The sequence below is a fragment of the Arthrobacter sp. P1_D12 genome (assembly GCF_056406175.1).
The window spans coordinates 72376-97712 of record NZ_JBFUAR010000031.1 but is presented as its reverse complement, the minus strand read 5'-3'; the positions used below and the strand labels follow the sequence as shown (position 1 = coordinate 97712).

General features: G+C 67.9%; 20 protein-coding genes, 1 tRNA gene and 1 pseudogene. 13 read left to right on the top strand and 9 right to left on the bottom strand.

What is annotated here, in order from left to right:
* Positions 1-368 (bottom strand): annotated as a pseudogene (locus tag AC1DZV_RS20035) (HNH endonuclease); the annotation flags it as partial.
* Positions 369-661: 293 nt separating this feature from the next.
* Here AC1DZV_RS20035 and AC1DZV_RS20030 point away from each other — a divergent pair.
* Both AC1DZV_RS20030 and AC1DZV_RS20025 read left to right on the top strand, forming a co-directional pair.
* A complete protein-coding gene (locus tag AC1DZV_RS20030; RefSeq protein ID WP_476951916.1) occupies positions 662-1846 on the top strand; it encodes an NAD(P)-dependent alcohol dehydrogenase in 1185 nt (394 codons plus the stop codon).
* Positions 1843-2271: an HIT family protein gene (locus AC1DZV_RS20025; RefSeq protein WP_476951915.1), complete on the top strand. Its 429-nt coding sequence runs from the start codon at positions 1843-1845 to the stop codon at positions 2269-2271. Before AC1DZV_RS20030 ends, AC1DZV_RS20025 begins: the two co-directional genes overlap by 4 nt.
* A gap of 58 nt (positions 2272-2329) precedes the next feature.
* On the opposite strand, the gene hrpA is transcribed toward AC1DZV_RS20025, so the two are convergent.
* Together hrpA and AC1DZV_RS20015 are read right to left on the bottom strand one after the other, a co-directional pair.
* Positions 2330-6361 (bottom strand): ATP-dependent RNA helicase HrpA, encoded by a 4032-nt coding sequence (gene hrpA / locus AC1DZV_RS20020; protein ID WP_476954425.1) that lies wholly within the window; start codon positions 6359-6361, stop codon positions 2330-2332.
* 180 nt (positions 6362-6541) lie between these two features.
* Entirely contained in the window at positions 6542-6709 is a 168-nt protein-coding gene (locus AC1DZV_RS20015; protein WP_164468553.1) for a hypothetical protein, read from the bottom strand.
* Positions 6710-6801: 92 nt separating this feature from the next.
* Here AC1DZV_RS20015 and AC1DZV_RS20010 point away from each other — a divergent pair, with 92 nt between their 5' ends.
* On the top strand, positions 6802-7767 hold the full coding sequence (locus tag AC1DZV_RS20010) for a GlxA family transcriptional regulator (protein WP_028276082.1): 966 nt from the start codon (positions 6802-6804) through the stop codon (positions 7765-7767).
* 48 nt (positions 7768-7815) lie between these two features.
* Here AC1DZV_RS20010 and AC1DZV_RS20005 read toward each other — a convergent pair whose 3' ends face one another.
* The 6 genes from AC1DZV_RS20005 to AC1DZV_RS19980 form a co-directional block, all read right to left on the bottom strand.
* The gene (locus tag AC1DZV_RS20005) at positions 7816-8112 is read right to left on the bottom strand and encodes a protealysin inhibitor emfourin (RefSeq protein WP_476954424.1); all 297 of its coding nucleotides are present in this window, start codon (positions 8110-8112) and stop codon (positions 7816-7818) included.
* 41 nt (positions 8113-8153) lie between these two features.
* Positions 8154-9227, bottom strand: a complete 1074-nt coding sequence (locus tag AC1DZV_RS20000) for a M4 family metallopeptidase (RefSeq protein ID WP_476954423.1) — start codon at positions 9225-9227, stop codon at positions 8154-8156.
* A 171-nt stretch (positions 9228-9398) separates the two neighbouring features.
* Positions 9399-9471, bottom strand: a tRNA-Arg gene (locus AC1DZV_RS19995).
* Positions 9472-9640: 169 nt separating this feature from the next.
* Entirely contained in the window at positions 9641-11230 is a 1590-nt protein-coding gene (locus AC1DZV_RS19990; protein WP_476954422.1) for an FAD-dependent oxidoreductase, read from the bottom strand.
* Positions 11227-12099 (bottom strand): FAD:protein FMN transferase, encoded by an 873-nt coding sequence (locus AC1DZV_RS19985; protein WP_476954421.1) that lies wholly within the window; start codon positions 12097-12099, stop codon positions 11227-11229. Before AC1DZV_RS19985 ends, AC1DZV_RS19990 begins: the two co-directional genes overlap by 4 nt.
* Before the next feature lie 22 nt (positions 12100-12121).
* Complete coding sequence (locus AC1DZV_RS19980) at positions 12122-12559, bottom strand: FMN-binding protein (RefSeq protein WP_476954420.1); 438 nt, start codon at positions 12557-12559, stop codon at positions 12122-12124.
* 195 nt (positions 12560-12754) lie between these two features.
* Here AC1DZV_RS19980 and argS point away from each other — a divergent pair, with 195 nt between their 5' ends.
* From argS to AC1DZV_RS19930, 10 genes are all read left to right on the top strand, one after another.
* A complete protein-coding gene (argS, locus tag AC1DZV_RS19975; RefSeq protein ID WP_476951909.1) occupies positions 12755-14419 on the top strand; it encodes an arginine--tRNA ligase in 1665 nt (554 codons plus the stop codon).
* Positions 14420-14424: 5 nt separating this feature from the next.
* A complete protein-coding gene (gene lysA, locus AC1DZV_RS19970) occupies positions 14425-15903 on the top strand; it encodes a diaminopimelate decarboxylase (protein ID WP_476954419.1) in 1479 nt (492 codons plus the stop codon).
* Positions 15904-17220 (top strand): homoserine dehydrogenase, encoded by a 1317-nt coding sequence (locus AC1DZV_RS19965; protein ID WP_028276076.1) that lies wholly within the window; start codon positions 15904-15906, stop codon positions 17218-17220.
* Complete coding sequence (gene thrC, locus AC1DZV_RS19960) at positions 17221-18327, top strand: threonine synthase (RefSeq protein WP_476951907.1); 1107 nt, start codon at positions 17221-17223, stop codon at positions 18325-18327.
* Positions 18328-18329: 2 nt separating this feature from the next.
* A complete protein-coding gene (thrB, locus tag AC1DZV_RS19955) occupies positions 18330-19316 on the top strand; it encodes a homoserine kinase (RefSeq protein ID WP_476848841.1) in 987 nt (328 codons plus the stop codon).
* 319 nt (positions 19317-19635) lie between these two features.
* Positions 19636-21858 carry a transcription termination factor Rho gene (gene rho / locus AC1DZV_RS19950; RefSeq protein ID WP_476954418.1) on the top strand — a complete coding sequence of 741 codons (2223 nt, stop codon included), beginning with the start codon at positions 19636-19638 and terminating at the stop codon, positions 21856-21858.
* Positions 21859-21888: 30 nt separating this feature from the next.
* Positions 21889-22962, top strand: coding sequence for a peptide chain release factor 1 (gene prfA / locus AC1DZV_RS19945; protein WP_079554478.1), 1074 nt, complete (start codon positions 21889-21891; stop codon positions 22960-22962).
* A gap of 16 nt (positions 22963-22978) precedes the next feature.
* Positions 22979-23908, top strand: a complete 930-nt coding sequence (gene prmC / locus AC1DZV_RS19940) for a peptide chain release factor N(5)-glutamine methyltransferase (RefSeq protein WP_476954417.1) — start codon at positions 22979-22981, stop codon at positions 23906-23908.
* Positions 23905-24660: an L-threonylcarbamoyladenylate synthase gene (locus tag AC1DZV_RS19935; protein WP_476954416.1), complete on the top strand. Its 756-nt coding sequence runs from the start codon at positions 23905-23907 to the stop codon at positions 24658-24660. Before prmC ends, AC1DZV_RS19935 begins: the two co-directional genes overlap by 4 nt.
* Positions 24657-25331, top strand: a complete 675-nt coding sequence (locus tag AC1DZV_RS19930; protein WP_476954415.1) for a WecB/TagA/CpsF family glycosyltransferase — start codon at positions 24657-24659, stop codon at positions 25329-25331. Before AC1DZV_RS19935 ends, AC1DZV_RS19930 begins: the two co-directional genes overlap by 4 nt.
* Positions 25332-25337: the final 6 nt, after the last annotated feature.

Here is a 25337-nt window from a genome sequence, read left to right as displayed (position 1 = left end):
GTGTGCGGCATCTCGGTGATCAGGGCGTTGGCCAGGCCGAGGAGCCGGCCGCCCCTGGCCGGGGATTCGCGCCGGGCCAGGGCGATCTGCGCGCCGATCCCGGCGCCGAGCTTCTCGGCCGGGACCCCGAGCCGGGCTTGTTCGCGGCGCTGGAGCAGGTCGAAGGCCACGGCGAGCCGGGCCTGTTCCGCCGACGCGGCGGACTTCCAGTCCTCCAGTTCCCGGATCCGGTCAATGATTTGGGCACTGCCGGTCGCTGAGCGGACGGCAGAACTTAGTCCCGCTGCGGCGGCGAAGGATCGGGCGCGACTCAGGCCGCCGTCGCCGTATCCTGCTTGAACCACTTCGGGCCCCTGATTGCCGTCCATGAATCCAGTGTTTCAGGGACCCCCGACAATAATGGCCGCAGGGGTCCGCTCCGGGTGCCAACTGCCCGGCGGCGGCCAATTCGTTGGCGAATGATGGCGGCTGTCGGTGCGGAAGTCTTGAATGCAGTTGAGTATCCGGCCTTACGGCCAGTTGCTCGGACGGCGTCCCCGGGTGCCCCCCGGCTCGTTGACGCACGACAAGTTGGGCAACGTGCCCGACCTGAACGACGAGGGGGTGTCAGCGAGCCACCCCAAAGTGGAATACATCCCGGGACCGGGGGTAGCGTCAACGTATGACACCTGGACGTCCCGTACCCCCGCCCCTTGCCAAGCCGCTGCCGGATTTGGGCATCACAGACACCAAATCCGCCACCGCGGACAGCACCGCGCCGACCGCCGGCCCCACACTCGCTGCTGCGTACGGTGCCACCTCACCGGACAGCGGGCTTGTTCCCTTGACAGTGTCCCGACGGGCGCCGAAGGCGGACGACGTCGAGATCGCCGTTGAGTTCTGCGGACTGTGCCACTCGGACGTGCACGCCACCCGGGGCGAATGGGGCGGCGACACCTACCCGTTGATCCCGGGCCACGAGATCGTCGGCCGGGTCACCCGGCTCGGTTCCGCCGTCGACGACTTCACGGTGGGTGAGCGCGTAGGCGTGGGCTGCATCGTGGACTCCTGCCGCGAGTGCGAGAGCTGCCTGGACGGCCTCGAGCAGTACTGCGAAAACGCCGCGGTGGGAACCTACGGGGCGAAGGATGCCCGCAACGACGGCGCCATCACCCAGGGCGGGTACGCGACGTCGATCGTGGTGGACCGTCACTATGTCCTGCGGGTGCCGGAAGCACTGGACCCCGCCGCCGCGGCGCCCCTGCTGTGCGCCGGCATCACCACATATTCGCCCCTGAACCACTTCGAGGTCGAGGAAGGCGACGTCGTCGGCGTCGTCGGACTGGGCGGCCTCGGCCATATGGCCGTCAAGATCGCCAAGGCCATGGGCGCCGAGGTCAAGGTCTTCACGACGTCGGAGAACAAGTTCGCCGCAGCGCGCGAGCTGGGCGCCGACGACGTCATCCTCTCCACCGACCCGGCCGCGATGGAAGCCGCGAACCGCAGTATCGACGTCATCATCGACACCGTCGCCGCACCGCACGACCTCAACCCCTACTTCCGCACCCTGGGCCTGGACGGCGTGCTGTTCCAGCTGGGCCTGCCCGCCGAAGCGATGCCGCCCGTCAACCCCGGGGTGCTGATCCGGCGCAGGATCGCCTATGCGGGTTCGCTGATCGGCGGCATCGCCGAGACGCAGGAGATGCTGGACTTCTGCGCCGAGCACGGCGTGGTGTCCAACGTTGAGGTGGTCGGCGCAGACCAGCTCAACGAAGCCTACGACCGCATGGTGGCAGGCGACGTCAAGTACCGTTTTGTCCTGGACGTCAGTACCCTGGGGTCCCCGGCAGAAAAGGCGGACGCATGAGCACTCTCTTCACCAAAATCATCAACGGCGAGATCCCGGGCCGCTTCGTCTGGCGCGAGCACGACGTCGTGGCGTTCCTGACCATGGGCCCGCTGGCCGACGGCCACACCCTCGTGGTGCCCACCGAAGAAGTGGACCGCTGGACGGATGCCTCGCCGGATGTCCTCGGCCGGGTCATGGAGGTTGCCCGCAAGATCGGCGCCGTCCAGGTGGAGGTGTTCGACGCCGCCAGGGCCGGGCTGATCGTGGCCGGCTACGAAATCAACCACATGCACGTCCACGTGTGGCCATCGAACTCAATGGCGGACTTTGATTTCGGTTCCGTGGACCAGCACCCGGATCCGGCCAGGCTGGACGCCAACGCGGAGAAGCTCCGCGAAGGCCTGCGCACGGCCGGCCACGCGGAGCACGTCCCGGCCGCCTAGGTCCCGCCCGGACATTCCCGGCCGCCAGTGCTGGCGCCGGCGCAGCACCCTCAGGGGTCTACGCCGGCGCCAGCACCTTGTTAAGCGCGGCCCGGATACGCTTTTCAGACACCGAATAGGCGGTCCCGAGTTCGACGGCGAAGAGGCTCACCCGCAGTTCCTCGATCATCCAGCGCACGTGGGTTAACTCCGCGCCCGCCCGCCGGCCGGGCAGCAGCGCGGACACGGCGTCGTCGTAGTCGTCCTCCAGGGCCTGGACCGCGGCCATGTGCTGGGCGTCCCGCTGGACGTTGCCCGGCAGCTTCTCGAGGCGCTTTTCGATCGCCGCGAGGTAGCGGGGCAGCTGGCTGAGCTGGGCGTAGCCCGTGCGTGCCACGAAACCCGGATACACCAGCTGCTCGAGCTGGCTCTTGACGTCGTTGAGCGCGCTGATCAGGGCCAGGCTCGTGGTGCCCTTGAGCTGCTTTTCGATCCGGCGGGTGCTGGCCAGGATGCGTTCGACGACGGCGGTGACAGTAAAGACGGTGTCGATCAGCTCCGCCCGGACGCTCTCGTAGAGCGCCTTGAACGATCCCTCGTCCCACGGCAGCGGGGCCGGCGTGAGCTTGTCGATGGCGGCCAGGGCGCAGTCAGCGATCAGCGCCGCCACGGAACCGTGCGGGTTCTGGCTGAAGGTCAGTTTCTCGGTATTGTTCAGGTGCTCCAGGACATAGCGGTCCGGCGGCGGGACCTTCAGGGCCAGGAGCCGGATGACCCCACCGCGCATGGCTTCCTGCTGTTCCGACGGCGTCTGGAACAGCCGCAGCGCCACGGACGTTCCCTCGTCCACCAGGGCCGGATAGCCGGTGACGGTGTGCCCGCCAACGGTTCCCTGGACCTGGCGCTGGACGGTTCCAAACGTCCAGTCCTTGAGCCCGGACATTTCGGTGAACCCGCCCGGCGCCGCGGCAGCGGCCAGGGCGGCCGACGGGGACGTGCCGGCCTGTGATGAACGCGCGCCATCCTTGCCGTTCGCGCCGGCTTTCGCCTTTGCTGTGGCATTTCCCTTGGATTGGGGTGCCGTGGTGCCCGGGGTGGCACCGAGGGATTCCGCGATGGCCCGGCGGGTGGCTGGGGCCAGCCGCTCCTGCAGCGCGCTCAGGTCCTTGCCCTCATCCAGCAACTTGCCGCGGAAATCCACCACGCGGAAGCTGACCCGCAAATGCGACGGCACGGCGTCCCAGTTCCAGGAGCCCGGCGGAATGACCTGTCCGCGGATCCGGCGCAGCACCAGTTCCAGCGACGGTTCAAGCTCGTCTGTGGCGGGATCGAAGTCCGCCTCCAACGCCGCGACGGCCTGGCGGGCCACGTCCGGGGCAGGAACGAAGTTCTTGCGGATCTGCTTGGGCAGCGACTTGATGAGCGCCGTGACGAGTTCCACGCGCTGCCCGGGGATCAGCCAGCGGAACGCGGCGTCGTCGAGCTGGTTCAGGAACAGCACCGGCACCTCGGCGGTGACGCCGTCGGATGGATTTGGCGGCGAACCGGGCGCCACTGGATGGAACTCGTAGCTCAGCGGCAGCTCGAAGCCCTTGTGCAACAAAGTCTTGGGATAGGCCGAATCGTCCAGGGCCGCGGCGTCCTCGCTGATCAGCAGGGACTGGTCGAAGTCGAGCAGGGCGGGATCCTGCTGCCGTGCGTCCTTCCACCACTTGTCGAAGTGCCGCTCCGAGACGACCTCCGCGCCGATCCTGGCGTCGTAGAACTCGAACAGTGTCTCGTCGTCCACCAGGATGTCGCGGCGCCGCATCCGGGCCTCGAGCTCCTCGACTTCGTGCAGCAGCGCGCGGTTCCGGTGGAAGAACTTGTGGTGGGTCTGCCAGTCGCCTTCAACCAGGGCATGGCGAATGAAGAGCTCGCGGCAGAGCTCCGGATCCACCTTGCCGTAGTTGATCCGCCGGCTTGGGATGATGGGCACGCCGTACAGCGTGACCTTTTCGTGGGCCATCACCGCGCCCATCTTCTTGGACCAGTGCGGCTCGCTGTAGCTGCGCTTGACCAGGTCGGGGGCCACCTGTTCGGCCCAGAGCGGATCGAACTTCGCCGCGACGCGGGCCCAGAGCCGGCTCGTCTCCACGAGTTCGGCGGCCATCACGAACGTGGGTGACTTCTTGAACAGTGCCGAACCCGGGAAGATCGCGAAGCGGCTGCCGCGGGCGCCGGCGTACTCGCGCTTGCGCTCGTCGAGGATGCCGACGTGGCTCAGCAGCCCCGAGAGCAGGCTGATGTGGATGCCGTCGTGGTTGCCCACCGGATCGGCAAGGCGCTTGTTGTCCAGGCTGATGCCCAGCGGCCGGGCCAGCTGGCGGAGCTGGGCGAACAGGTCCTGCCACTCCCTGACCCGCAGGTAGTTGATGAATTCGTTGCGGCAAAGCCGGCGGAACGCCGTGGAGGACAGTTCCTGCTGCTTCTCCTGCAGGTAGTTCCACAGGTTCAGGTAGCCGGTGAAATCCGAGTTCTCGTCCCGGAATCGGGCGTGCTTCTCTGCGGCGAGCTGCTGCTTGTCTGTTGGACGCTCGCGCGGGTCCTGGATGGTGAGCGCTGCGGCCAGGATCATGACCTCGCGGACGCAGCCCCGCTTTCCGGACTCCACGATCATCCGGCCGAGCCGTGGGTCCACCGGCAGCTGGGCCAGCTGCTGCCCGACGGCGGTGAGCCCGCTTCCGGGACGGCCGGAACCGCGGCGCTGCCCGCCGTCGTCCGATGGCTCCTGCCGCGCGGCGGTCAGGGCGCCGAGCTCGCGCAGGAGGCTGACGCCGTCGTTGATGGCGCGCGAATCCGGCGGCTCGACGAACGGGAAGTTCTCCACGTCCTTCGGTCCGCGGGCCACGCCCATGGCGGTCATCTGCAGGATGACGGCCGCGAGGTTGGTGCGCAGGATCTCCGGATCCGTGAACAGCGGCCGCGACTCGAAGTCCTCCTCGGAGTACAGCCGGATCGCGATACCGTCGGAAACGCGGCCGCAGCGGCCCGAGCGCTGGTTGGCCGAAGCCTGGGAGACGCGCTCAATCGGCAGGCGCTGGACCTTGGTCCGGTGCGAGTAGCGCGAGATCCGGGCCGTGCCGGTGTCGATCACGTACTTGATGCCGGGAACCGTCAGCGAGGTTTCGGCGACGTTGGTCGCAAGTACGATCCGCCGCTTGCTGCCGGGATGGAAGACCTTGTGCTGCTCCTGCAGGCTCAACCGGGCGAAGAGGGGAAGGACCTCGGTGCCCGCGAGGCGCCGGTTGGACTGGATGCGGGCGTTGAGGGCCTCCGCCGCGTCGCGGATTTCGCGCTCGCCGGAGAAGAAGATCAGGATATCGCCGTGGGCTTCCAGGGCGAGTTCGTCGACGGCGTCGCACACCGCGTCGAGCGGGTCGCGGTCCTCCTCGAGTTCGTCGTCCGCGGCGGCACCTTCTCCTGCTCCATCTTCGGCGCTGGCGCCGGTGCCGCCGGCCGGCTGGGAAAGCGGCCGGTAGCGGATTTCCACCGGGAAGGTCCGGCCCGATACCTCGATGATGGGGGAGGGGTCCTCGTCGCTGCCGAAGTGCTTGGCGAAGCGCTCCGGATCGATGGTGGCCGAGGTGATGATGATCTTCAGGTCCGGGCGCTGCGGCAGGATGCGCTTGAGGTAGCCGAGGATGAAGTCGATGTTGAGGCTGCGCTCGTGCGCCTCGTCAATGATGATGGCGTTGTACTTGCGCAGCAGCCTGTCGCGCTGGATTTCCGCCAGCAGGATRCCGTCGGTCATGAGCTTGACCTTGGTGGACCGGCTGACCTCGCCGGTGAAGCGGACCTGGAAACCGACTTCCTGGCCGATTTCGACGCCGAGTTCCTCCGCGATGCGCTCGGCCACGGTGCGGGCCGCGAGCCGGCGGGGCTGGGTGTGGCCGATCAGCCCGTTCTCGCCCAGGCCGAGCTCAAGGCACATCTTGGGGATCTGGGTGGTCTTACCCGAGCCAGTCTCGCCGGCGATGATGGTCACCTGGTTGGCCGCGATGGCGGCCATCAGATCTTCGCGGCGCTCGGAGACCGGCAGCTCGGCGGGGTAGGAAATATGCAATGTCATGGCTGGAGACAGTCTACTGGGGTGGACTGTCCGCTGGGTGGCGACGGCGGCTGTGCAGTGCTGCTATCGGGTCCGGCTGCTGCAGCCGGGCTGTTCCGTTGCTGCTTCAGCCTCGGCGCATGTTGAGGGCCCGGCTGGATGACCGGGCCCGATGGGCGTGTGGACTAAGCGTGCGCGGACTTAGATGTTCCGCATCGTGTAGTTGATGCTCGGCAGGTCCCGGGCCATCCAGTATTCTTCCGAGCGGACGGGCGGAGTGTGGCCGAGGCCATCCTTGCGGAGGGCGGAGATCGTGGCGGTGACGCCGGCAAGAACCAGGATGATGAGGGCTATTCCGAGGAGTTCCATACCTCTATGGTTCTCCGGTTCGGGCCCTTAAAAAAGTGGCAGAAATGCCCAAAAAGCTATAATTTCTGCCACTGTTCTGTCAGGATGGAATCATGATCAAATCAGTGGCAATGATCGTGGTTCCCAACTTCTCGATCTTCGAGTTCGCGACGGCTTTCGAGGTCTTCGGCATCGACCGCTCGGACCGCGGAAACGGCGTGCCCGCGTTCGATTTCCGCGTCTGCGCGCCCGAGCCGGGCGACGTCCCGCTCAAGTCCGGCCTATCCATGCACGTCGGTCTCGGGCTGGAAGCAACTGCGGACGCCGACCTGGTGGTGATGGCGCCGTACGGCCGGGACGAGGACGTTCCCGACTCCGTCCTGGAGGCGCTGCGGGCCGCCCACGCGCGCGGTGCGTGGGTGATGTCCATTTGTTCCGGTGCGTTTGCCCTGGCTCGGGCGGGCCTGCTCGATGGCCGCCGCTGCACCACGCACTGGCATTACTCCCAGGAACTGGCCACCCGGTACCCCGCTGTCCTGGTGGATGAAAACGTCCTCTACGTCGAAGACGGCCGGATCATTACCAGTGCCGGCACGGCCGCAGGGATCGATGCCTGCCTGCACCTGGTCCGCGTGGAGTTCGGCGCCAAGGTGGCCGCCGCCATCGCCCGGGACATGGTGGTCCCTCCGCACCGGGACGGCGGCCAGGCCCAATACATCGACCGGCCCATTCCGACGTGCGGCTCGGAGCCCATGGAGCAGCTGCTGCAGTGGATGGTCCGGCACCTGGACGAGGAACACGCGGTCAACGAACTGGCGGCCCGGGTCCATATGTCGCCGCGGACGTTTGCGCGGCGCTTCCGCGCGGAAACGGGAGCCACCCCCGCGGCCTGGCTTAATTCCCAGCGGGTGCTGCGCGCCCAGGAGCTGCTGGAGAGCACGGAGCTCAATATCGACGAAATCGCAAGGGAGTCCGGGTTCGGGCATTCGGTCCTGTTGCGGCACCACTTTGCCAAGGCGCTGGACACCAGCCCGCAGTCCTACCGGCGCACGTTCCGCGGGCACCTGGCCACGGCATAGCGGGCCTCGGCCCGGCAGCAGCGGCGAGCCAAAGCCCGGCAGCAACAGCTAGCCAAAGCCCGGCGGCGCCGACCCCTCAGCGGCGGCCCGGGCGCATTCGACGAGGTCGCGCCACGGCCCCGTCAGCGCACGCTCCGGCAGGACCGCCCGGCGCTGATCGGCCCGGATGCTGTACATGAACCGGTCCGGCTGGCCGGTTGTCCCATTGATTCCGGCGACGTCGTCCCACGGGCAGGCCTCGATCAGCGGCTGCCACCGGTCGGTGTCTTCCGGCGGCTCGGGCCGGACGGTCCACGTCCTCTTCATTCCGGCCACGCCGCCACTGCGCTGGACAGTTATCTTCATCGGACTCGGATCTCAATTGGACTCGATTTGCGGGGCTTGGCTTATCGCCGGGCCCCCGGGAACTTTACTTTCACAGTTTCCCACGCGGAGCGCACGGCGTCATGTTCCTTGGAATCGTCCCCGAACAGCTCCTTGGCAGAGGCGGTGGTGGCCTTGGCGAAGGCGCCGAACGTGGCGGTGGGGGACAGCGTGCCGCCCGTCAGCGTCTCGTACCAGATCTGTGCCGGCGCGTCCCAGGCATTGCCGCCCAGGGCAGTGGCCACCAGACAGAACGCACGGTTGGGGATACCGGAGTTGATGTGCACGCCACCGTTGTCCGCGCTGGTGCGCACGTAGCCGTCCATCGAGTCCGGCTGCGGGTCCTTGCCGAGCACGTCGTCGTCGTATGCCGTTCCCGGAGCCTTCATGGAACGCAAGGCGGCCCCCTGCACCTGGTCGGTGAAGAGGCCTTCGCCGATCAGCCAGCTGGCCTCCGCCGTCGACTGCTTCCGCACATACTGCTCAACGAGGGCCCCGAAGACGTCGGACATCGATTCGTTCAGGGCGCCGGCCTGGTTGCGGTAGACCAGCCCGGCCGAGTACTGGGTCACGCCGTGGGTGAGCTCGTGCCCGATGACGCTCAAGGATTTCGTGAACCGCTCGAAGACCTGGCCGTCACCGTCGCCGAAGACCATTTGCTGGCCGTCCCAGAAAGCGTTGTCGTACAGGCGGCCATAGTGGACCGTGGCATCAAGGTGCAGGCCTTTGCCGTCGATCGAATTGCGTCCGAAGGCTTCGGCGTAGAGGCGGTGGGTATGCCCCAGCCCGTCATAGGCCTCATCGGCGGCGGGGTCGCCGGTGGGCGGTTCGCCTTCTTTGCGGACCACGCTGCCGGGCAGCTTCTCGGCGGACTTGGCGTCGTAGACCGTCCGTTCCGGCGGGGACGGCTTGAGCTCCCGCAGGCCCGGACGGCTGCCGGGCCCTGGCACTGTGCGGGAGGCCTGGAAGCCCGGGACGTGTTGCAGGGCCTGCTTTGCCCCGTGGGCGGCCCTGGAGAGCTCCGGCTTTTGCTGTGCGGCCAGTCTGCGGAGCAAATAGGGCGGAACGATAGAACAGGACGGAGTTGGATAGAACATGTGAGACCCCCTTCACGCTTCGGAGCGGGCAGGGTAGCCCGCCACCGATGAAAACAGCCTACGAGGGAGCACCGACAATCGGCAGGGGCAATGCCGCTGGATTTCCGCGGTCTTTTGGCGGGATTCAGGGCACAAAAAACCCCGCCGTTTCAAACGGCGGGGTTTTGTTCGTGCCCTCGATTGGAATCGAACCAACGACCTTCTGCTCCGGAGGCAGACGCTCTATCCCCTGAGCTACGAGGGCATCCAAGGGTCCTGCCGTTACCGGCGGGACGTCCTAGAGCTTAGCAGGAAGTTGGCCTCCAACGGAAAACCATGGAAAACAGTCGTTCATTTATAGAGTCAAGCGGCAGTCAAACGTGTCCTAGGTGCGTGGCAAGTCCCGCGAATTGGCCGGCGGCTCCGTACGCGGTTCAGTAGCCGGTGAACGTATCCACATGGACCCGCCGGGCGCCCGCGCCACGTGCCGCGGCCCGCAGCGATCGCACACTGGCGGGCGAGCCGGAGACGAAGACCACCCGGCCGCTGATGTCGGGGACCAGCTCCTTGAGGGCCGCCGCATCGATCCTTCTTGAACCTGCGTCCTGCATGAACGCCGGCGGCGCCGAACCGTCCGCAATCCGCGCCAGGACGCGCGCCCCGGAGCGCTGCAGCTCCTCGGCGTAGCCCAGCTCGGCGGCATTCTTTGCCAGGTACAGGAGGACAACGTCGCGGTCCCCGGACGGGGTTCCGGCTGACGCCGCGGCCAGTTGGGCCATGTAGGGGGTGATGCCGATTCCGGCCGCGATGAGCAGCACGGGGGTGGCCGGGTTCCGCGGCAGGAGGAAGTCGCCGTTCACCGTGGTTGCGGTGAGCCCGTCGCCCGCTTCAAGGGCCAGCAGCGAGCGCTTGGCTGACGACACCGGCTCCGCCGTCCCCACCCCGATCGTCAGCAGGGAGGCGTCCGGCGCGCTGGTCAGGCTGAACACGCGCCGGATTCCCTTCCCGTCACCCTTGCCGTCACCCTTCCCGCCGGTCGTGTCCGGGGGCAGGTGCAGCTCCAGGGCCTGTCCGGGAGCGAAGCGCACCGGACGTTCCGGGCGGAAGCTGAATTCCGTCGTCGTCGGCGTCAGCGGACGGCTCGCGACGAACGCCAACCGGACCCCGCCCCGCTGTCCGACGGCGAAGGCAAGCGCGTTGCCTGCGAGCAGCGCCAGCTCGGGGGAGTTGGCCACAAACCCCAGGTTGTAGGGGACGGCAAAAAGGGCCCCGACGACGGCGGCCAGCGCCAGTTGCTGCCAGCGCCGCGGGGGCACGGTGAGCGGCTCGGTGAGCATGAACCCGACGAAGAACAGCACCGGCCGCTGCGCGAGCGTCTGCCACAGGGCCTCGGGGAGATCCATCCCGGCCTGGAGCAGATCCGCGGCCACGATGGACACGGCAACCACGGTGAAGACGGCGGCCACGGCGAACTTCCGGGTCCGGTAGAGCACCAGCAGCACCCCTGGCAGCACCAGCCAGAGCATGGCCGGCGTCGCGGCCCACCAGGTGGCAATGTTGAGCCCGGTCAGCCCGGCCAGAAACGCGCCGGCCGCGGCCGGATTGAAGATGTGCCGGCCGCGCCAGGCCAGCGCATACTTCGAGGCCGAGGCCAGGATGCAGGCGAGGGCGACGCCGGCGATCTCTGCCAGCTGGAGGCCCTGGGCCGGCTGGCTGGGCCAGAAAAGCTCGCTGGGCCAGAAAAGGAAGTACAGCAGCAGGCCGGTGATGAGTGAGGATTCCGTGTGCGGCCGCACATGGAACAGTGCGGCCAGCCCCTGGCTGGAGGCGTACGTCAGGCCAAGGCACAGGGCAAGGTGGGCCAGCATTTCCGGCAGCCCGAACGTCAGCCAGCCCAGCACATTGAGCAGCAGGCTGTAGCCGGCCAGGACGGCCAGGACCCACAGCACCAGCCGGTACATCGTGAGCCGGCCCAAGGCGGTGTCCAGCCTCGAGCCAAGGGCGGTGGTGGCGATGGCAGTCATGAGAACAGGGCCCCTTCGAAGTCGGCTGAATATTCCGCGTGCCCGTCCGCATACACCGTGAGCCAGGCGCAATCGAACTCCTGCTCCAGCCGCGGACCGTCGACAAAGAACAATGCGGTGGCCAGCGCATCGGCCACCATCGCGGTCCCGGCCATGGCCCAGCTGGCGACAACGGTACGCACCGGAGCTCCCGTGGTGCCGTCCAGGACATGATGGAACCCGTCGCCCCAGGCGCGCCGGTTGGCGGCGGAAGCGCACAGGGCGCCTGCCCCCAGCTGGACGGTGCCGATTGCCCGGGTGGGATCGTAGGGGTGCTCGAGGGCAACCACCGCCGGATCCGGCCCCGGATTCAGCAGGTCCCCGCTGGCATCGATGAAATGCCCGCCGCAGCCGCCGTCCCGGAGCTGGGCGGAGAGCAGATCGGCCAGCTGGCCCTTTCCGGCCGCGCCGACGTCGATCACCACCGGAACCGTGGTGGTCAGCGCGGTGCCCTGCCAGTCCAGCGCATCCTCCCACCGGGGCGCGGGAAGCGGCGCACCGCCCGGGCGCAGGGTGTAGGTGGCGTCGTAGCCCAGGCGCTCCAGGCTCCCGCCGATGAGCGGGGTCATCGCACCCTCGGTCAGCCGGTACAGGGTGCCGTACAGCTCGCCCAGGGCGGCCCCTTCGGCGGGCAGCTCAATGCGGCCAGGCGTCCGGGCTGCGTCGGCAATGAGAGAATCGGGGCGGAACCGGGACCACGCGGCGTCGTACTCCTCCACTGTGGCGAGCAGGCCCCGGCGGAGCTCGCCGGAGAGCCGGGACGGGGTGGAAATCTCCCAGCGGGTCCCGATCCCGTCAAAGCTGAAGTGTGTCCAGCCCGGATGCGCCACGATTCCTCTGTCCCTTGCTGCGCTATTGGGCCTGTGACTTGATCTTCGCCACGGCCTGGTTGAAGCCGCCGCTGGTCAGCGAGGATCCGGCCACTTTGGAAACCTTGATCTCGTCGAGCTTTTTGCCAACAACCTGGGACTGGATGCCGCCGGCGAACTCGCCCTGGAACTTTCGGGTGTTCGGATTCGAGGGGTGCTGCGTGATCTTCACGTCGGACACGGCACCGCCGGCCAGCGTCAGCTCCACGCCCACGGTCTCAGTGCCGTTGGGGGAGGTGTAGTTCCCGTCGGCGCTGTACGTGCCGTCCTTGTAAGAGCCGGTACCGGCAGCGGACTCGGATGCCGGGGGCGCGCCCTGTGCGGCCGGGGCCTGGGCAGACGCGGCGCAGCCAGCCGCTGTTCCGGCCACGGAGAGGCCGGCAATGCCGACGAGGACGCTTTTGCGGAAGGCGGTATTCATGCGGGACTCGATTCTTTGCGGGGATCGGACAGCGAACAGTGTGGAGCCATGACAGGGTTGCAGACGTTGAATTCAGGGTAACGGTTCACCCTGGGCGCGAGGCCTTGATGACCTTGGGTATTCCCGTAACCGGCCCCGCCGTCATGCCGGGCGCAAGATTCCGCCGCACTCCGGGCCCACCGGTAGGCTAGAAGTGTGACCCCAGAAGAACTCTCCCTCGCCATATCCGCCTGCCTGAAGGACGCCGTCGCCGCCGGTGACATAGCCCTCTCCGCGGCCGACATCCCGGATGAGGTGCGCGTGGAGCGCCCCAAGAACAGGGACCACGGGGACTGGGCCACCAACGTCGCCCTCCAGCTGGCCAAAACGGCGGGCACCAACCCGCGGGAGTTCGCGTCCGTCCTGAGCGCCCGGCTCAAAACGATCGACGGCGTGTCCGCGGTGGACATCGCCGGCCCCGGCTTCCTGAACATCACCGTGGACGCCGCTGCCGCCGGTGCCCTCGCCAAGGCGATCGTCGAGGCCGGTGCGGCCTACGGCACCAACACCGCGCTCGCCGGGCACACCGTCAACATGGAATTCGTCTCGGCCAACCCCACCGGCCCGCTGCACATCGGCCACACCCGCTGGGCCGCCCTCGGCGACGCGATCGCCCGCGTCCTCCGGGCCTCCGGTGCCGACGTCACTGCCGAGTACTACATCAACGACGCCGGTTCCCAGATGAACGTGTTCGCGAACTCAGTGTTCGCGAGGCTGCACGGCCGGGACGTGCCCCAGGGCGGCTACCCGGGCCAGTACATCGCGGACCTCGGCCACGAGGTGCTCACCGAACACCCGGACATCCGCGAACTCACCGAAGTGGCGGCCCTCCCGGTGATCCGGGGCGCCGCCTACAAGGCGCAGATGCATGACATCAAGCAGACGCTGGCCGAGTTTGGCGTCGACTTCGATGTCTACTTCTCCGAGCAGGAGCTCCACGACGCCGGCGCGATCGAGGACGCCGTCGCCCGCCTGCGCGAACAGGGCCACGTGTTCGACGACGGCGGCGCGGTCTGGCTGCGCACCACCGACTTCGGCGATGACAAGGACCGCGTGATGGTCCGCGCAAACGGTGAACCCACGTACTTCGCCGCCGACGCCGCCTACTATCTGTCCAAGAAGGACCGCGGCTACACCGAGAAGATCTACCTCCTCGGCGCCGACCACCACGGCTACATCAACCGGCTCAAGGCCATCGCGGCAGCCGCCGGGGACGACCCCGAGGTCAACATCGAGGTCCTGATCGGCCAGCTGGTCTCCGTCAACGGCGCCAAACTGTCCAAGCGAGCCGGCAACATCATCGAGCTCAAGGACCTCATCTCCTGGCTCGGCAAGGACGCCGTCCGGTACTCGCTGGCCCGGTTCCCCGCCGATTCGCCGCTGACGCTGGACCCGGAGCTGCTGAAGAAGCACAGCAACGAAAACCCGGTGTTCTACGTCCAGTACGCCCACGCCCGCTCCCGCGGCGCCGCCCGCAACGCAGTGGCCGCCGGCGTGGAGCGCCGTGTGGACGGCATAGACAGCTTCAACGCCGCCCTGCTGGACCACCCCACCGAAAACGAGCTGCTCTCGCACCTGGGCAGCTATCCCTCGATCGTGGCCAAGGCCGCCGAGCTGCGCGAGCCGCACCGCGTGGCCCGCCACCTCGAAGTGATCGCCGGCGCCTACCACCGCTGGTATGACGCCTGCCGCGTGGCGCCCCAGGGCGAGGAACCCATCACCGACACCAACCGCACCAGGCTGTGGCTCAACGACGCCACCAGCCAGGTGCTGGCCAACGGACTGGAACTGCTGGGCGTCTCGGCGCCGGAACGGATGTAACCGCCATGACCGCGAATTCAGGACAGTCCCCGCTCGCCCCGGACTGGCTCGAGGTCCCCGCCGACCTCAATGCCCTCCACGAACCGCTGTGGGCGGGCGGTGTTGCACGCAACGACGACGGCGAGCTCACCATCGAGGGGCTGACGGTCAGTGAGCTGCAGCGCCAGTACGGCACGCCGCTGTTCGTGCTGAGCGAGACCGACTTCCGGGCCCGGGCCCGGGCGTTCAGCGACGCCTTCAACGACGCCTTCGCCGATATTTGCGGGGGAGTGGACGTCTACTACGCCGGCAAGTCCTTCCTGTGCACCTCCGTGGTCCGCTGGGTCGAGGAAGAGGGGCTGCGCCTGGACACGGCGTCAGGCGGCGAACTCGCCGTGGCCTTCCGCGCCGGTATCCCCGGCGCCGACGTCGCCCTGCACGGGAACAACAAGTCCGACGGCGAAATCCACCGGGCGCTGGACATGCAGCTGGGACGGATCGTGGTGGACAGCCTCGACGAGCTCGAACGCGTCGCGGCGATCGCCGCCAACCGGGGCGACACGGCCAGGGTGATGCTGCGGCTGACCCCCGGAGTGCACGCCCACACCCACGAATTCATCGCCACGGCCCACGAGGACCAGAAATTCGGCCTGTCCATGGCCGGGGACTCCACGGACCAGGCCGGACTGTCCGCCGCAGAGGAAGCCGTGGCCGCGGCCACCGGGCACGCCAGCATCGAACTTCTGGGCCTGCACTGCCACATCGGCTCGCAGATCTTCGAACCGGACGGCTTCGCCCTCGCCGCCGAGAGGCTGCTGGACTTCCTGGCGGCGATGCAGTCGAAATACTCCATCGTGCTGCCCGAGCTTGACCTCGGCGGCGGCTACGGCATCGCCTACACGCCCGTGGACACCCCGCGCCCGGCCGCCGAAATCGCGCAGGCGATGGCCGCCGTCGTCCGTTCCAAATGCGCTGCCCTCGGCATAACCGCCCCCCGGATTTCGATCGAACCGGGCCGCGCGATCGTCGGAAGCACCACCTTTACGCTGTATGAGGTCGGCACGCTCAAGACCGTCCGGGTGGACTCCCCGGCCTCTGCTGGTGCCGCGGCCGGCCACGACGGAGCCGGGGACGTTACGCACCCCCGCCGCTATGTGTCGGTGGACGGCGGGATGAGCGACAACCCCCGGCCGGTGCTGTACGACGCGGATTATTCGGCGATTCTCGCCTCGCGGAGCTCCGACGCGGGGCCGCAGCTGTCCCGAGTGGTGGGCAAACATTGCGAGAGCGGCGACATAGTTGTTAGAGATGTATATCTGCCCGAGGACGTGGCAGCCGGTGATCTGCTTGCTGTACCGGGGACCGGCGCCTACTGCTGGGCCCTGTCAAGCAACTACAACTATCTGGCCCGGCCGGGCGTTATCGCTGTCAGCGACGGATCTGCCCGGCTCATTGTCCGCGGGGAAACCGAAGAAGATTTGCTCAACCGCGACATGGGAGTCTGAATGTCTGAATTGCGAACCCTGAAAGTGGCCCTGCTGGGCTGTGGCAACGTTGGGGCCCAGGTTGCGCGGATTCTCATTGACGACGCCGACGCCCTCGCCGCGCGCACCGGCGCCCGGCTGGAACTGCAGGGCATCGCGGTGCGCAACCTCGATGCCAAGCGCGACGTCGAGCTGCCGCAGGAGCTGTTCACCACTGACGCCGAAGTCCTCGTCAAGGACGCCGACGTCGTCATTGAACTCATGGGCGGCATTGAGCCGGCCCGGACCCTGATCCTGACCGCCATGCGGCACGGTGCCTGTGTTGTCAGCGGCAACAAGGCGCTCCTGGCCCAGGACGGGCCCACCCTGTACGAGGAAGCGGACAAGGCCGGGGTGCAGCTGTCCTACGAGGCCGCCGTGGCCGGCGCCATCCCCATCCTGCGGCCCATCCGCGACAGCCTGTCCGGCGACCGGATCACCCGGGTGCTCGGGATTGTCAACGGCACCACCAACTTCATCCTCGACCAGATGGACTCGACCGGCGCGCAGTTCGCCGACGCGCTGGCCGAGGCCCAGCGCCTGGGCTACGCGGAAGCCGACCCCACGGCCGACATCGAAGGCTACGACGCCGCCGCCAAGGCCGCGATCCTCGCTTCACTGTCCTTCCACACGCGGTTCGCCCTGGAAGACGTCTCCTGCGAGGGCATCACGTCGGTCACCGCGGCGGACATCGCCGCCGCCAAGGAAGCCGGCTTTGTGATCAAGCTGCTGGCCATTGCCGAGAAACTGGTTGACGAGGACGGCAAAACCGGTGTCTCGGTCCGTGTCCACCCCACGCTCCTGCCCCGCGAGCACCCGCTCGCCGCTGTCCGCGGTGCATTCAACGCCGTCTTCATCGAAGCCGAGAACGCCGGCGAGCTCATGTTCTACGGCCAGGGTGCCGGCGGCACCCCGACGGCGTCCGCCGTGCTGGGCGACCTCGTCTCCGCGGCCCGCCGCATTGTCCTGGGCGGCCCCGGCCGCACCGAAACCACCACGGGACACGTGCCATCGCTGCCCATCGACGCGGCCGTCACCAGCTACTACATCGGACTCGACGTCGCGGACCAGCCCGGCGTCCTGGCCAGGATCGCGCAGCTCTTCGCCGAGCACGGCGTGTCCATCGAAATCATGCGGCAGACCATTCACCGCGACGCCGACTCCAACGTGGAATCGGCCGAGCTGCGGATCGTCACACACCGTGCACGCGAAGCCGCACTTGCAGCAACCGTCGAGGCCGTCAGGCGCCTGGACGTCATCAATTCCGTCACATCCGTACTCCGGGTAGAAGGAGTCTAAGTGGCTCACCAATGGCGCGGTGTCATCCGCGAATACGCCGACCGTCTTCCTGTCACGGAAGCGACCAAGGTCATCAGCCTGGGCGAGGGCGGCACCCCGCTCGTGCATGCCCGCCACCTCTCTGAGCTGACCGGCAGCACCGTCTACCTCAAGGTCGAAGGCATGAACCCGACCGGTTCCTTCAAGGACCGCGGCATGACCATGGCCATGACGGCAGCGGTGGCCGCCGGCGCCAAGGCCGTGGTCTGCGCCTCCACCGGCAACACCTCCGCCTCCGCCGCGGCCTACGCGACGGCGGCCGGGCTGCAGTGCGCGGTGCTGGTCCCGGAGGGCAAGATCTCCATGGGCAAGCTCAGCCAGGCAGTCGCGCACGGAGCCACGCTGCTGCAGGTGGACGGCAACTTCGACGACTGCCTCGACATCGCCCGCAAGCTCGGCGAGTCCTACCCGGTGTTCCTGGTCAACTCCGTCAACCCGGCCCGGATCGAAGGCCAGAAGACCGGAGCCTTCGAAGTGGTGGATTCGCTCGGCGACGCCCCCGACTTCCACGTGCTCCCGGTGGGCAACGCCGGCAACATCAGCGCGTACTGGAAGGGCTACAAGGAATACGCTGCGGCGTTCGAGTCGCCCACCGCCGGGTCGCTGCCCGCAGTGTCCACGAAGACACCCGTCATGTGGGGCTTCCAGGCCGCAGGGGCGGCGCCCTTCGTGGCCGGCCACCCCATCACCGAGCCCGACACCATTGCCACCGCCATCCGGATCGGCAACCCGGCCTCCTGGGACACCGCCGTGGCGGCCCGGGATGAATCCGGCGGCGTGATCGAGGCAGTCACGGACGAGGAAATCCTGTCCGCGCACCGGTGGCTCTCCGCCCGGGAAGGCGTTTTCGTGGAGCCCGGCTCCGCTGCCGGCGTCGCCGGGCTGATCAAGAAGCACGCGGCCGGGGAAGTGCCGGCAGGCAAGACGATCGTAATCACGGTGACCGGTCACGGCCTCAAGGACCCGCAGTGGGCCCTGCGCACCGAGGACGGCAGCGACGTGCAGCCAGTCAAGGTCTCCAACGACGTCGTCACCGTCGCCGCAGCACTGGGACTGGAAGAAAGATAACGTTGGAAACAACCCTCACCGTCCCGGCCGAATCAGCTGCCGGCTCCCCGGCCGTTCCGGCGGGCCAGCTGGTCACCGTGCGTGTCCCGGCCACGAGCGCCAACCTGGGCCCCGGGTACGACAGCCTCGGCCTGGCCCTCTCGCTGCATGACACGCTGACCGTGGAAACCCTGGCCAGCGGTGAACTTGAATTCGAGCTCAGCGGCGAGGGTGCCGAGTCCCTGCCCCGCGATGCGACGCACCTCGTGGTCAAGGCCTTGACCGAGGCACTGCACCGCCTGGGGTTCCGGCACGAAGGCCTGCGGATCACGGCGGACAACGTCAACCCGCACGGACGGGGCCTGGGCTCCTCGGCCTCGGCCGTGGTGGCGGCCGTCAGCGCCGCCAATGCCCTGGTTCCGGAGGCCTCCCGGCGTGGCCGCGACTGGATCCTGCAGCTCACAAGCGAAATGGAAGGCCACCCGGACAACGTTGCACCCGCCATTTTCGGCGGACTGGCGCTGTCATGGCAGGACAGTGACCAGTACAGCAGCACGTGCGCGTCCGTGGCCGCCTCTGTGATCCCCGTGGTCGCCGTGCCCGACTACGAGCTCTCCACTGAGGCCGCCCGGGCCCTCTTGCCGGCCTCGGTGGGCCACCATGCCGCGGCCATGAACTCCGGCCGCGCCGCCCTGCTGATCCATGCCCTGACCACGAACCCGGAATTCCTGCTGCCCGGCACCGAGGACTACCTGCACCAGAGCTACCGCGCCGAGGCCATGCGGCCCAGCGCGGAACTGATCGGCGCGCTGCGCCGGGCAGGGCACGCCGCCGTCGTATCCGGCGCCGGACCCACCGTGCTGGTCCTGGCCAACGGCGAAGCGGAAGCCCGTGAAGTTGTGGACTTCATCGGCGCCCACACCGCGGGCAACACGCCGGAAGTGGGCTGGCGCGTGATGAAGCTGGCCGTGGACGTTGAAGGTGCTAAAGTGGAAGTGCACCGGCGGTAAATACGCAGGCGGTAAATTTATAACCGTTGTAAGACCGCGATGTTGGCCACGTAGCCTCTCTCATCTTTCACTGCGCAATATTTTCCGGTGCCACCTGCTTTCGGTCTGACGCAGGAATCAGCAGAATTGATCTGCCCCCTGAAACTCAGCCCGCCGTTCCTCATTTCTCGGATCGTGCATGGTGAAGCTATATCCGGCCCTGCTGGCCGATATCCATCCGGCAAGGCCGAAATCCCGGCTGCAGATCTGAACTGCAGCCCAGATCAAATCACCGCGTCCAGCTCTTAGCCTGGACGCCGTCGAGGGGGAAGGATCCTTCGTGACCGAAACCACTGAGCTGTCTCCGGCTGTGGATACATCTTCTGCTGCCGAATCAACGACAGCACCCGCCAAGAGCAGCGGCCTTGCAGGCCTTAAGCTCGCCCAGCTCCAGGCCCTCGCCAGCCAGCTGGGCATTTCCGGCGGTTCCCGCATGCGCAAGGGTGATCTGGTCACGGCCATTTCCGCCCACCGCGCAGGCACCCCGGTAAGCAAGGCTCCGGCCCGCGCTGCCGAAAAGGCGAGCGACAACGGCACTGTGTCCCACGCAGCGGCCCCGGCAGCTGCGCCCGCAACGGCGCCCGCCGCCGAGGACGAGTCCCTGGCAAGGGAAAACACCGCCCAGGAAAGCCCCCGCGCCCGCCGTGGCCGCAGCCGCCGTGCAGGCAGCGACGGAGTCGTCACGGCTCCCGCCGTTGAGGCACCCGCCGCCGCCCCGGCTGAAGCCCCCGCGGTTTCCACCGAGTCCGGCGCCCGGGAATCCGCCACTGCAGAATCCGGCGCCGCCGTTTCCGGAACGGAATCCGGCGACCGCACGAGGCAGCCGCGCACCCGCAACCGCCGCCGCGGCGAAGCCGCAGCCCAGACTACGGATGCCGGCCAGAACGCCGTCGAGGCCCCGGCCGAACAGCCCGCCGCTGAACAGCGCACCGAGCAGCGTGAACAGCGCGATCAGCGCACCGAACAGCGTGAACAGCGCACCGAACAGCGCGAGCCCGGCAGCGAAGACGGCCAGCGCCGTGACACCCGCACCCGTGGCGGCCGCGACGACTCGGCCGGCACCCGCGAAAACACCCGCGACAGCGATGATTCTGACGGCGGAAGCCGCCGGAACCGCCGCAACCGTCGTGACCGCAACGACCGCGGTGACCGCCAGGGCCAGCAGGACAGCCGCGACAACTCCTCGCGCAACGATCGCTTCCGCGACCGCAACGACCGCCGCCGCGGACGTCAGCAGGGACCCGACGTCGACGACGTCGAGGTCACCGAGGACGATGTCCTGCTGCCGGTCGCCGGTATCCTCGACGTGCTCGAGAACTACGCGTTCATCCGCACGTCCGGTTACCTGCCGGGCCCGAACGACGTCTACGTCTCGCTCGCCCAGGTCAAAAAGTACAACCTGCGCAAGGGCGACGCCGTCGTCGGCGCCATCCGTGCACCGCGCGAAGGCGAAGCCCAGCAGGGGAGCCAGCAGCAGTCCGCCCGCCAGAAGTTCAACGCCCTGGTCCGCGTCACCTCGGTGAACGGCAAGACGCCGGAAGAGCTCAAGGACCGCGTCGAATTCGCGAAGCTCGTCCCGCTGTACCCCTCCGAGCGCCTGCGCCTCGAGACGGACCCGAAGAAGATCGGCCCGCGCGTCATCGACCTCGTGGCCCCGATCGGCAAGGGCCAGCGCGGTCTGATCGTTTCGCCGCCGAAGGCCGGCAAGACGCTCATCCTGCAGTCCATCGCCAACGCCATCACCACCAACAATCCTGAGGTCCACCTCATGATGGTGCTCGTTGACGAACGTCCCGAAGAAGTCACGGACATGCAGCGCACCGTCAAGGGTGAGGTCATTGCCTCCACCTTCGACCGTCCCGCCGACGACCACACCACCGTGGCCGAGCTTTCCATCGAGCGTGCCAAGCGCCTCGTGGAAATGGGCATGGACGTTGTGGTGCTTCTGGACTCCATGACCCGCCTGGGCCGCGCCTACAACCTGGCAGCACCGGCCTCCGGCCGCATCCTGTCCGGTGGTGTGGACTCCGCCGCGCTGTACCCGCCGAAGCGCTTCTTCGGTGCAGCCCGCAACATCGAAAACGGCGGCTCGCTGACCATCCTGGCCACCGCGCTCGTCGAGACCGGTTCCAAGATGGACGAGGTCATCTTCGAAGAGTTCAAGGGCACCGGCAACATGGAACTGCGCCTGTCCCGCCAGCTCGCGGACAAGCGCATCTTCCCGGCCGTGGACGTCAACGCGTCCGGTACCCGCCGCGAGGAAAACCTGCTTTCCCCCGAGGAAGTCAAGATCATGTGGAAGCTGCGCCGCGTCCTGTCCGGACTCGAAACGCAGCAGAGCCTTGAGCTGCTGACCAACAAGATCCGGGAGACGGTGGCTTACGATCTACGATCGCAAGCCACCCGGCGTCGGCAGGCCCGAAGCCACTCCCGGGGCGGAAAAATCCGTGCGGCTTCGTCGTTAAGTCGCCAGCCGCGGTCCAGTTTTTGTTGTCGTAACTAGACTTGGTTTCAAGTCGAAAGAGGTTTGAAAATGTTTGAGTCCGTACAGGGCCTGTTGGATGAGCATGACTCTATCCAGGCTCAGCTGGGGGATCCTGCTGTCTACGCTGACCAGCGCCTGGCCCGGAAGCTGGGGCGGCGTTCCGCCCAGTTGAACGGCATTGTGGAGGCCTACCACCGCTGGGAAGGCATCCGCGATGACCTGGCCGCTGCCAAGGAAATGGCGGACGAGGACCCCGAGTTTGCGGCCGAGGTGCCCGAGCTGGAGGCCGCACTGGAGCTGGCGGCGGCCAAGCTGCGCCGGCTGCTGATCCCGCGCGACCCGGACGACTCCCGCAACGTGATCCTCGAGGTCAAGGGCGGCGAAGGCGGCGACGAGGCAGCCCTGTTCGCCGCGGACCTGCTGCGGATGTACAGCCGTTACGCGGAATCCCGCGGCTGGAAGACCGAGATCATCTCTGCCACCGAATCGGACCTCGGCGGGTACAAGGACGTCCAGATGGCCGTCAAGGGCAGCTCGAACGATCCGGCCGAAGGCGTGTACGCCCGGCTCAAGTTCGAAGGCGGCGTGCACCGGGTCCAGCGTGTCCCCGTCACCGAATCCCAGGGCCGCATCCACACTTCGGCCGCCGGCGTGCTGGTGCTGCCCGAAGTGGACGAGCCCGAGGAGCTCGAGATCAACCAGAACGATCTCAAGATCGACGTCTACCGCTCCTCCGGTCCCGGCGGGCAGTCGGTCAACACCACCGACTCCGCGGTGCGCATCACGCACCTTCCCACCGGAATCGTCGTCGCCATGCAGAACGAGAAGTCGCAGTTGCAGAACCGTGAGGCCGGCATGCGCGTGCTGCGTGCCCGCATCCTGGCGCACCAGCAGGAGCTGATCGACGCCGAAAACTCGGCGCAGCGCAAGTCGCAGATCCGCACCATGGACCGCTCCGAGCGCATCCGTACCTATAACTACCCGGAAAACCGGATTGCGGACCACCGCACCGGTTACAAGGCCTACAACCTGGACCAGGTCATGAACGGCGACCTGGAACCGGTGATCCAGTCGGCCATTGAATTGGACGAGCAGTCCCGGCTCGACGCCATCGGCGAATAGGCGCGGGTCACTGGTGATGACTGCAGGTGATGGTCCGAGCCTCGCGGAGGCCGTCAGCGAGGCGACGGCGGTCCTCGCGGAGGCCGGCGTGCCCAGCCCGCGCGTGGACGCCGAGCTCCTGGCCGGGCACCTGCTCGGCGTCGGACTGGGCCGGTTGCGCGCGCTGATGCTCGGGGACTCGCCGGCGCCGGAAGGCTACGCCGACCTCGTCGCCGAACGGGCGCAGCGGATCCCGCTGCAGCACATCACGGGCGTAGCGCACTTCCGCTACCTCGAACTCGCCGTCGGTCCCGGTGTGTTCATCCCGCGGCCGGAGACCGAATCCGTGGTGCAGCTGGTCCTGGACTGGCTCAGCGATAGGAAACGGCTGCACGGCCTGGCGCGCCCCAAGGTCGTTGACCTGGGCACCGGGTCCGGTGCCATTGCAGGCTCGATCGCCCATGAGGTTCCCGGCGCGGAAGTCCACGCGGTCGAGTTCAGCGAATTCGCGCACGCGTGGGCGGCGAAAAACTTGGCTCCCCTGGGCGTCCACCTCCTCCGTGGCGACCTGCGCGACGCGCTGGCCGAACACAACGGCACGTTCGACGTCGTCGTCTCCAACCCGCCCTACATCCCCGCCGAAGCGATCCCGAACGAACCCGAAGTGGCGCTGCACGACCCGCCCGAGGCGCTCTACGGCGGGGGAGCGGACGGGATGGAACTTCCGACGGCGGCGGCCGCCTCGGCTGCCCGCCTGCTGGTCCCCGGCGGCTACTTCGTGATGGAGCACGCCGAGGTCCAGTCGAAATGGATCGCCGCGATGCTCAACCGCGCCGGGGTGTTCGCCGAGGTGACAACGCACCGTGACCTCAATGGCAAGGACCGCGCCACCAGCGCCGTCCTGGCACCGTCAGGGCCGGCGCCTGCGAATAATCGTGTGACAAGTGATGAAAGAATAGGCCAGTGACGACTAGCTACGATTGCACGGCGGCCGGGCAGCGCGCTGCGGGACTTGAGCACGCCCAGCGGGCCATCCGGGAGAACAAGTGCGTGGTCTTTCCCACGGACACGGTCTACGGGATTGCCGCCGACGCCTTTTCACCCCTTGCCGTGACCCTGCTGCTCGCCTCCAAGGGCCGGAGCCGGAAGATGCCGCCGCCCGTGCTGATCCCGAGGCTGAACGCCCTCGATGGCCTGGCCACGGACGTTCCGGCCGAGGCGCGGCGGCTGGCCGAGGCGTTCTGGCCCGGCGGCCTGACCCTGATCCTGCATGCCCAGCCGTCGTTGGACTGGGATCTCGGCGAGACCAAGGGCACGGTCGCCCTGCGGATCCCGGCCGACGAGATCGCCCAGGACCTGCTGACGCTTACCGGACCCCTCGCGGTGTCCTCCGCGAACCGCACCGGGCACGCCGCGGCGCAGACCGCCGCGGACGCCGAAGCCCAGCTGGCGGAATCCGTGGAGGTCTACCTGGAGGGCGGACCCCGGCCCGCCGACGGCGCCGACGCCCTCGCCTCGACCATCGTCGACGCGACGGCGCTGCCCTTGCGCGTCGTCCGGCAGGGAGCCATCAGCCTCGACCGCCTGCGCGGCGTGGTGCCCGGCGTCCTGGACATCGACGGCAACGCCGCCGGTGCTCCGGAGCCCGCTGCGGAGCCCGCCGCTGCAGAGTCCGCCGCTGCGGCGGGCGACGCTGCGCCGGAGCCCGGTTCCGCATGACGCTGGAGCGTCAGCGCGTCCCTTTCCTCGACGTCGAAGCGACTCCCGTGACGGTGTCCGAGCTGACTGCGGTCCTCAGCGCCTTCATGGCAGAGGGCCGTACCCGGATCGTGGTGGGGCACAACCTGCACAGCGTGACGCTGCTGCACTCCGATCCTGCCTTCCGCTCGTTCTACGAGCGCAGCGACGTGGTCCTGATCGACGGCGCACCGGTGCTCTGGCTCTGGGCGAAGACCAGCGAAGAGGCCGACGGCAGGGAACCGGTGATGGATTACCGGCTGGGGTCGACCGACTGGATTCCCGCGCTCGGCAATGTCGCGGGACTGGAGCGCATTGCGGTCATCGGTGCAGGCGCCGTGGCCAACGCCGGCGCCGTGGCCAAGCTGCGGGAGATCGTCCCCGCGGCGCGGGTCGACGGCATGCCCGGCGAAGGCTGGAACAAGGAAGTTGAGGAAGCCGCGGTCGAATGGCTGAACCGGCTGCGCCCGCAACTTGTGCTGCTGGGCCTCGGGATGCCGCTGCAGGAGCAGGTCATGGCCCGCCGGCTTGCCGCGCTTCCGCCTGCGGTCTATTGCGCCGTCGGCGGCGCCATCGAACAGATTGCCGGTGTGCAGAAACTGGCGCCGCGCTGGATCGGCCGGCTCGGACTCGAATGGGCCTGGCGGCCCTAGGCTGCC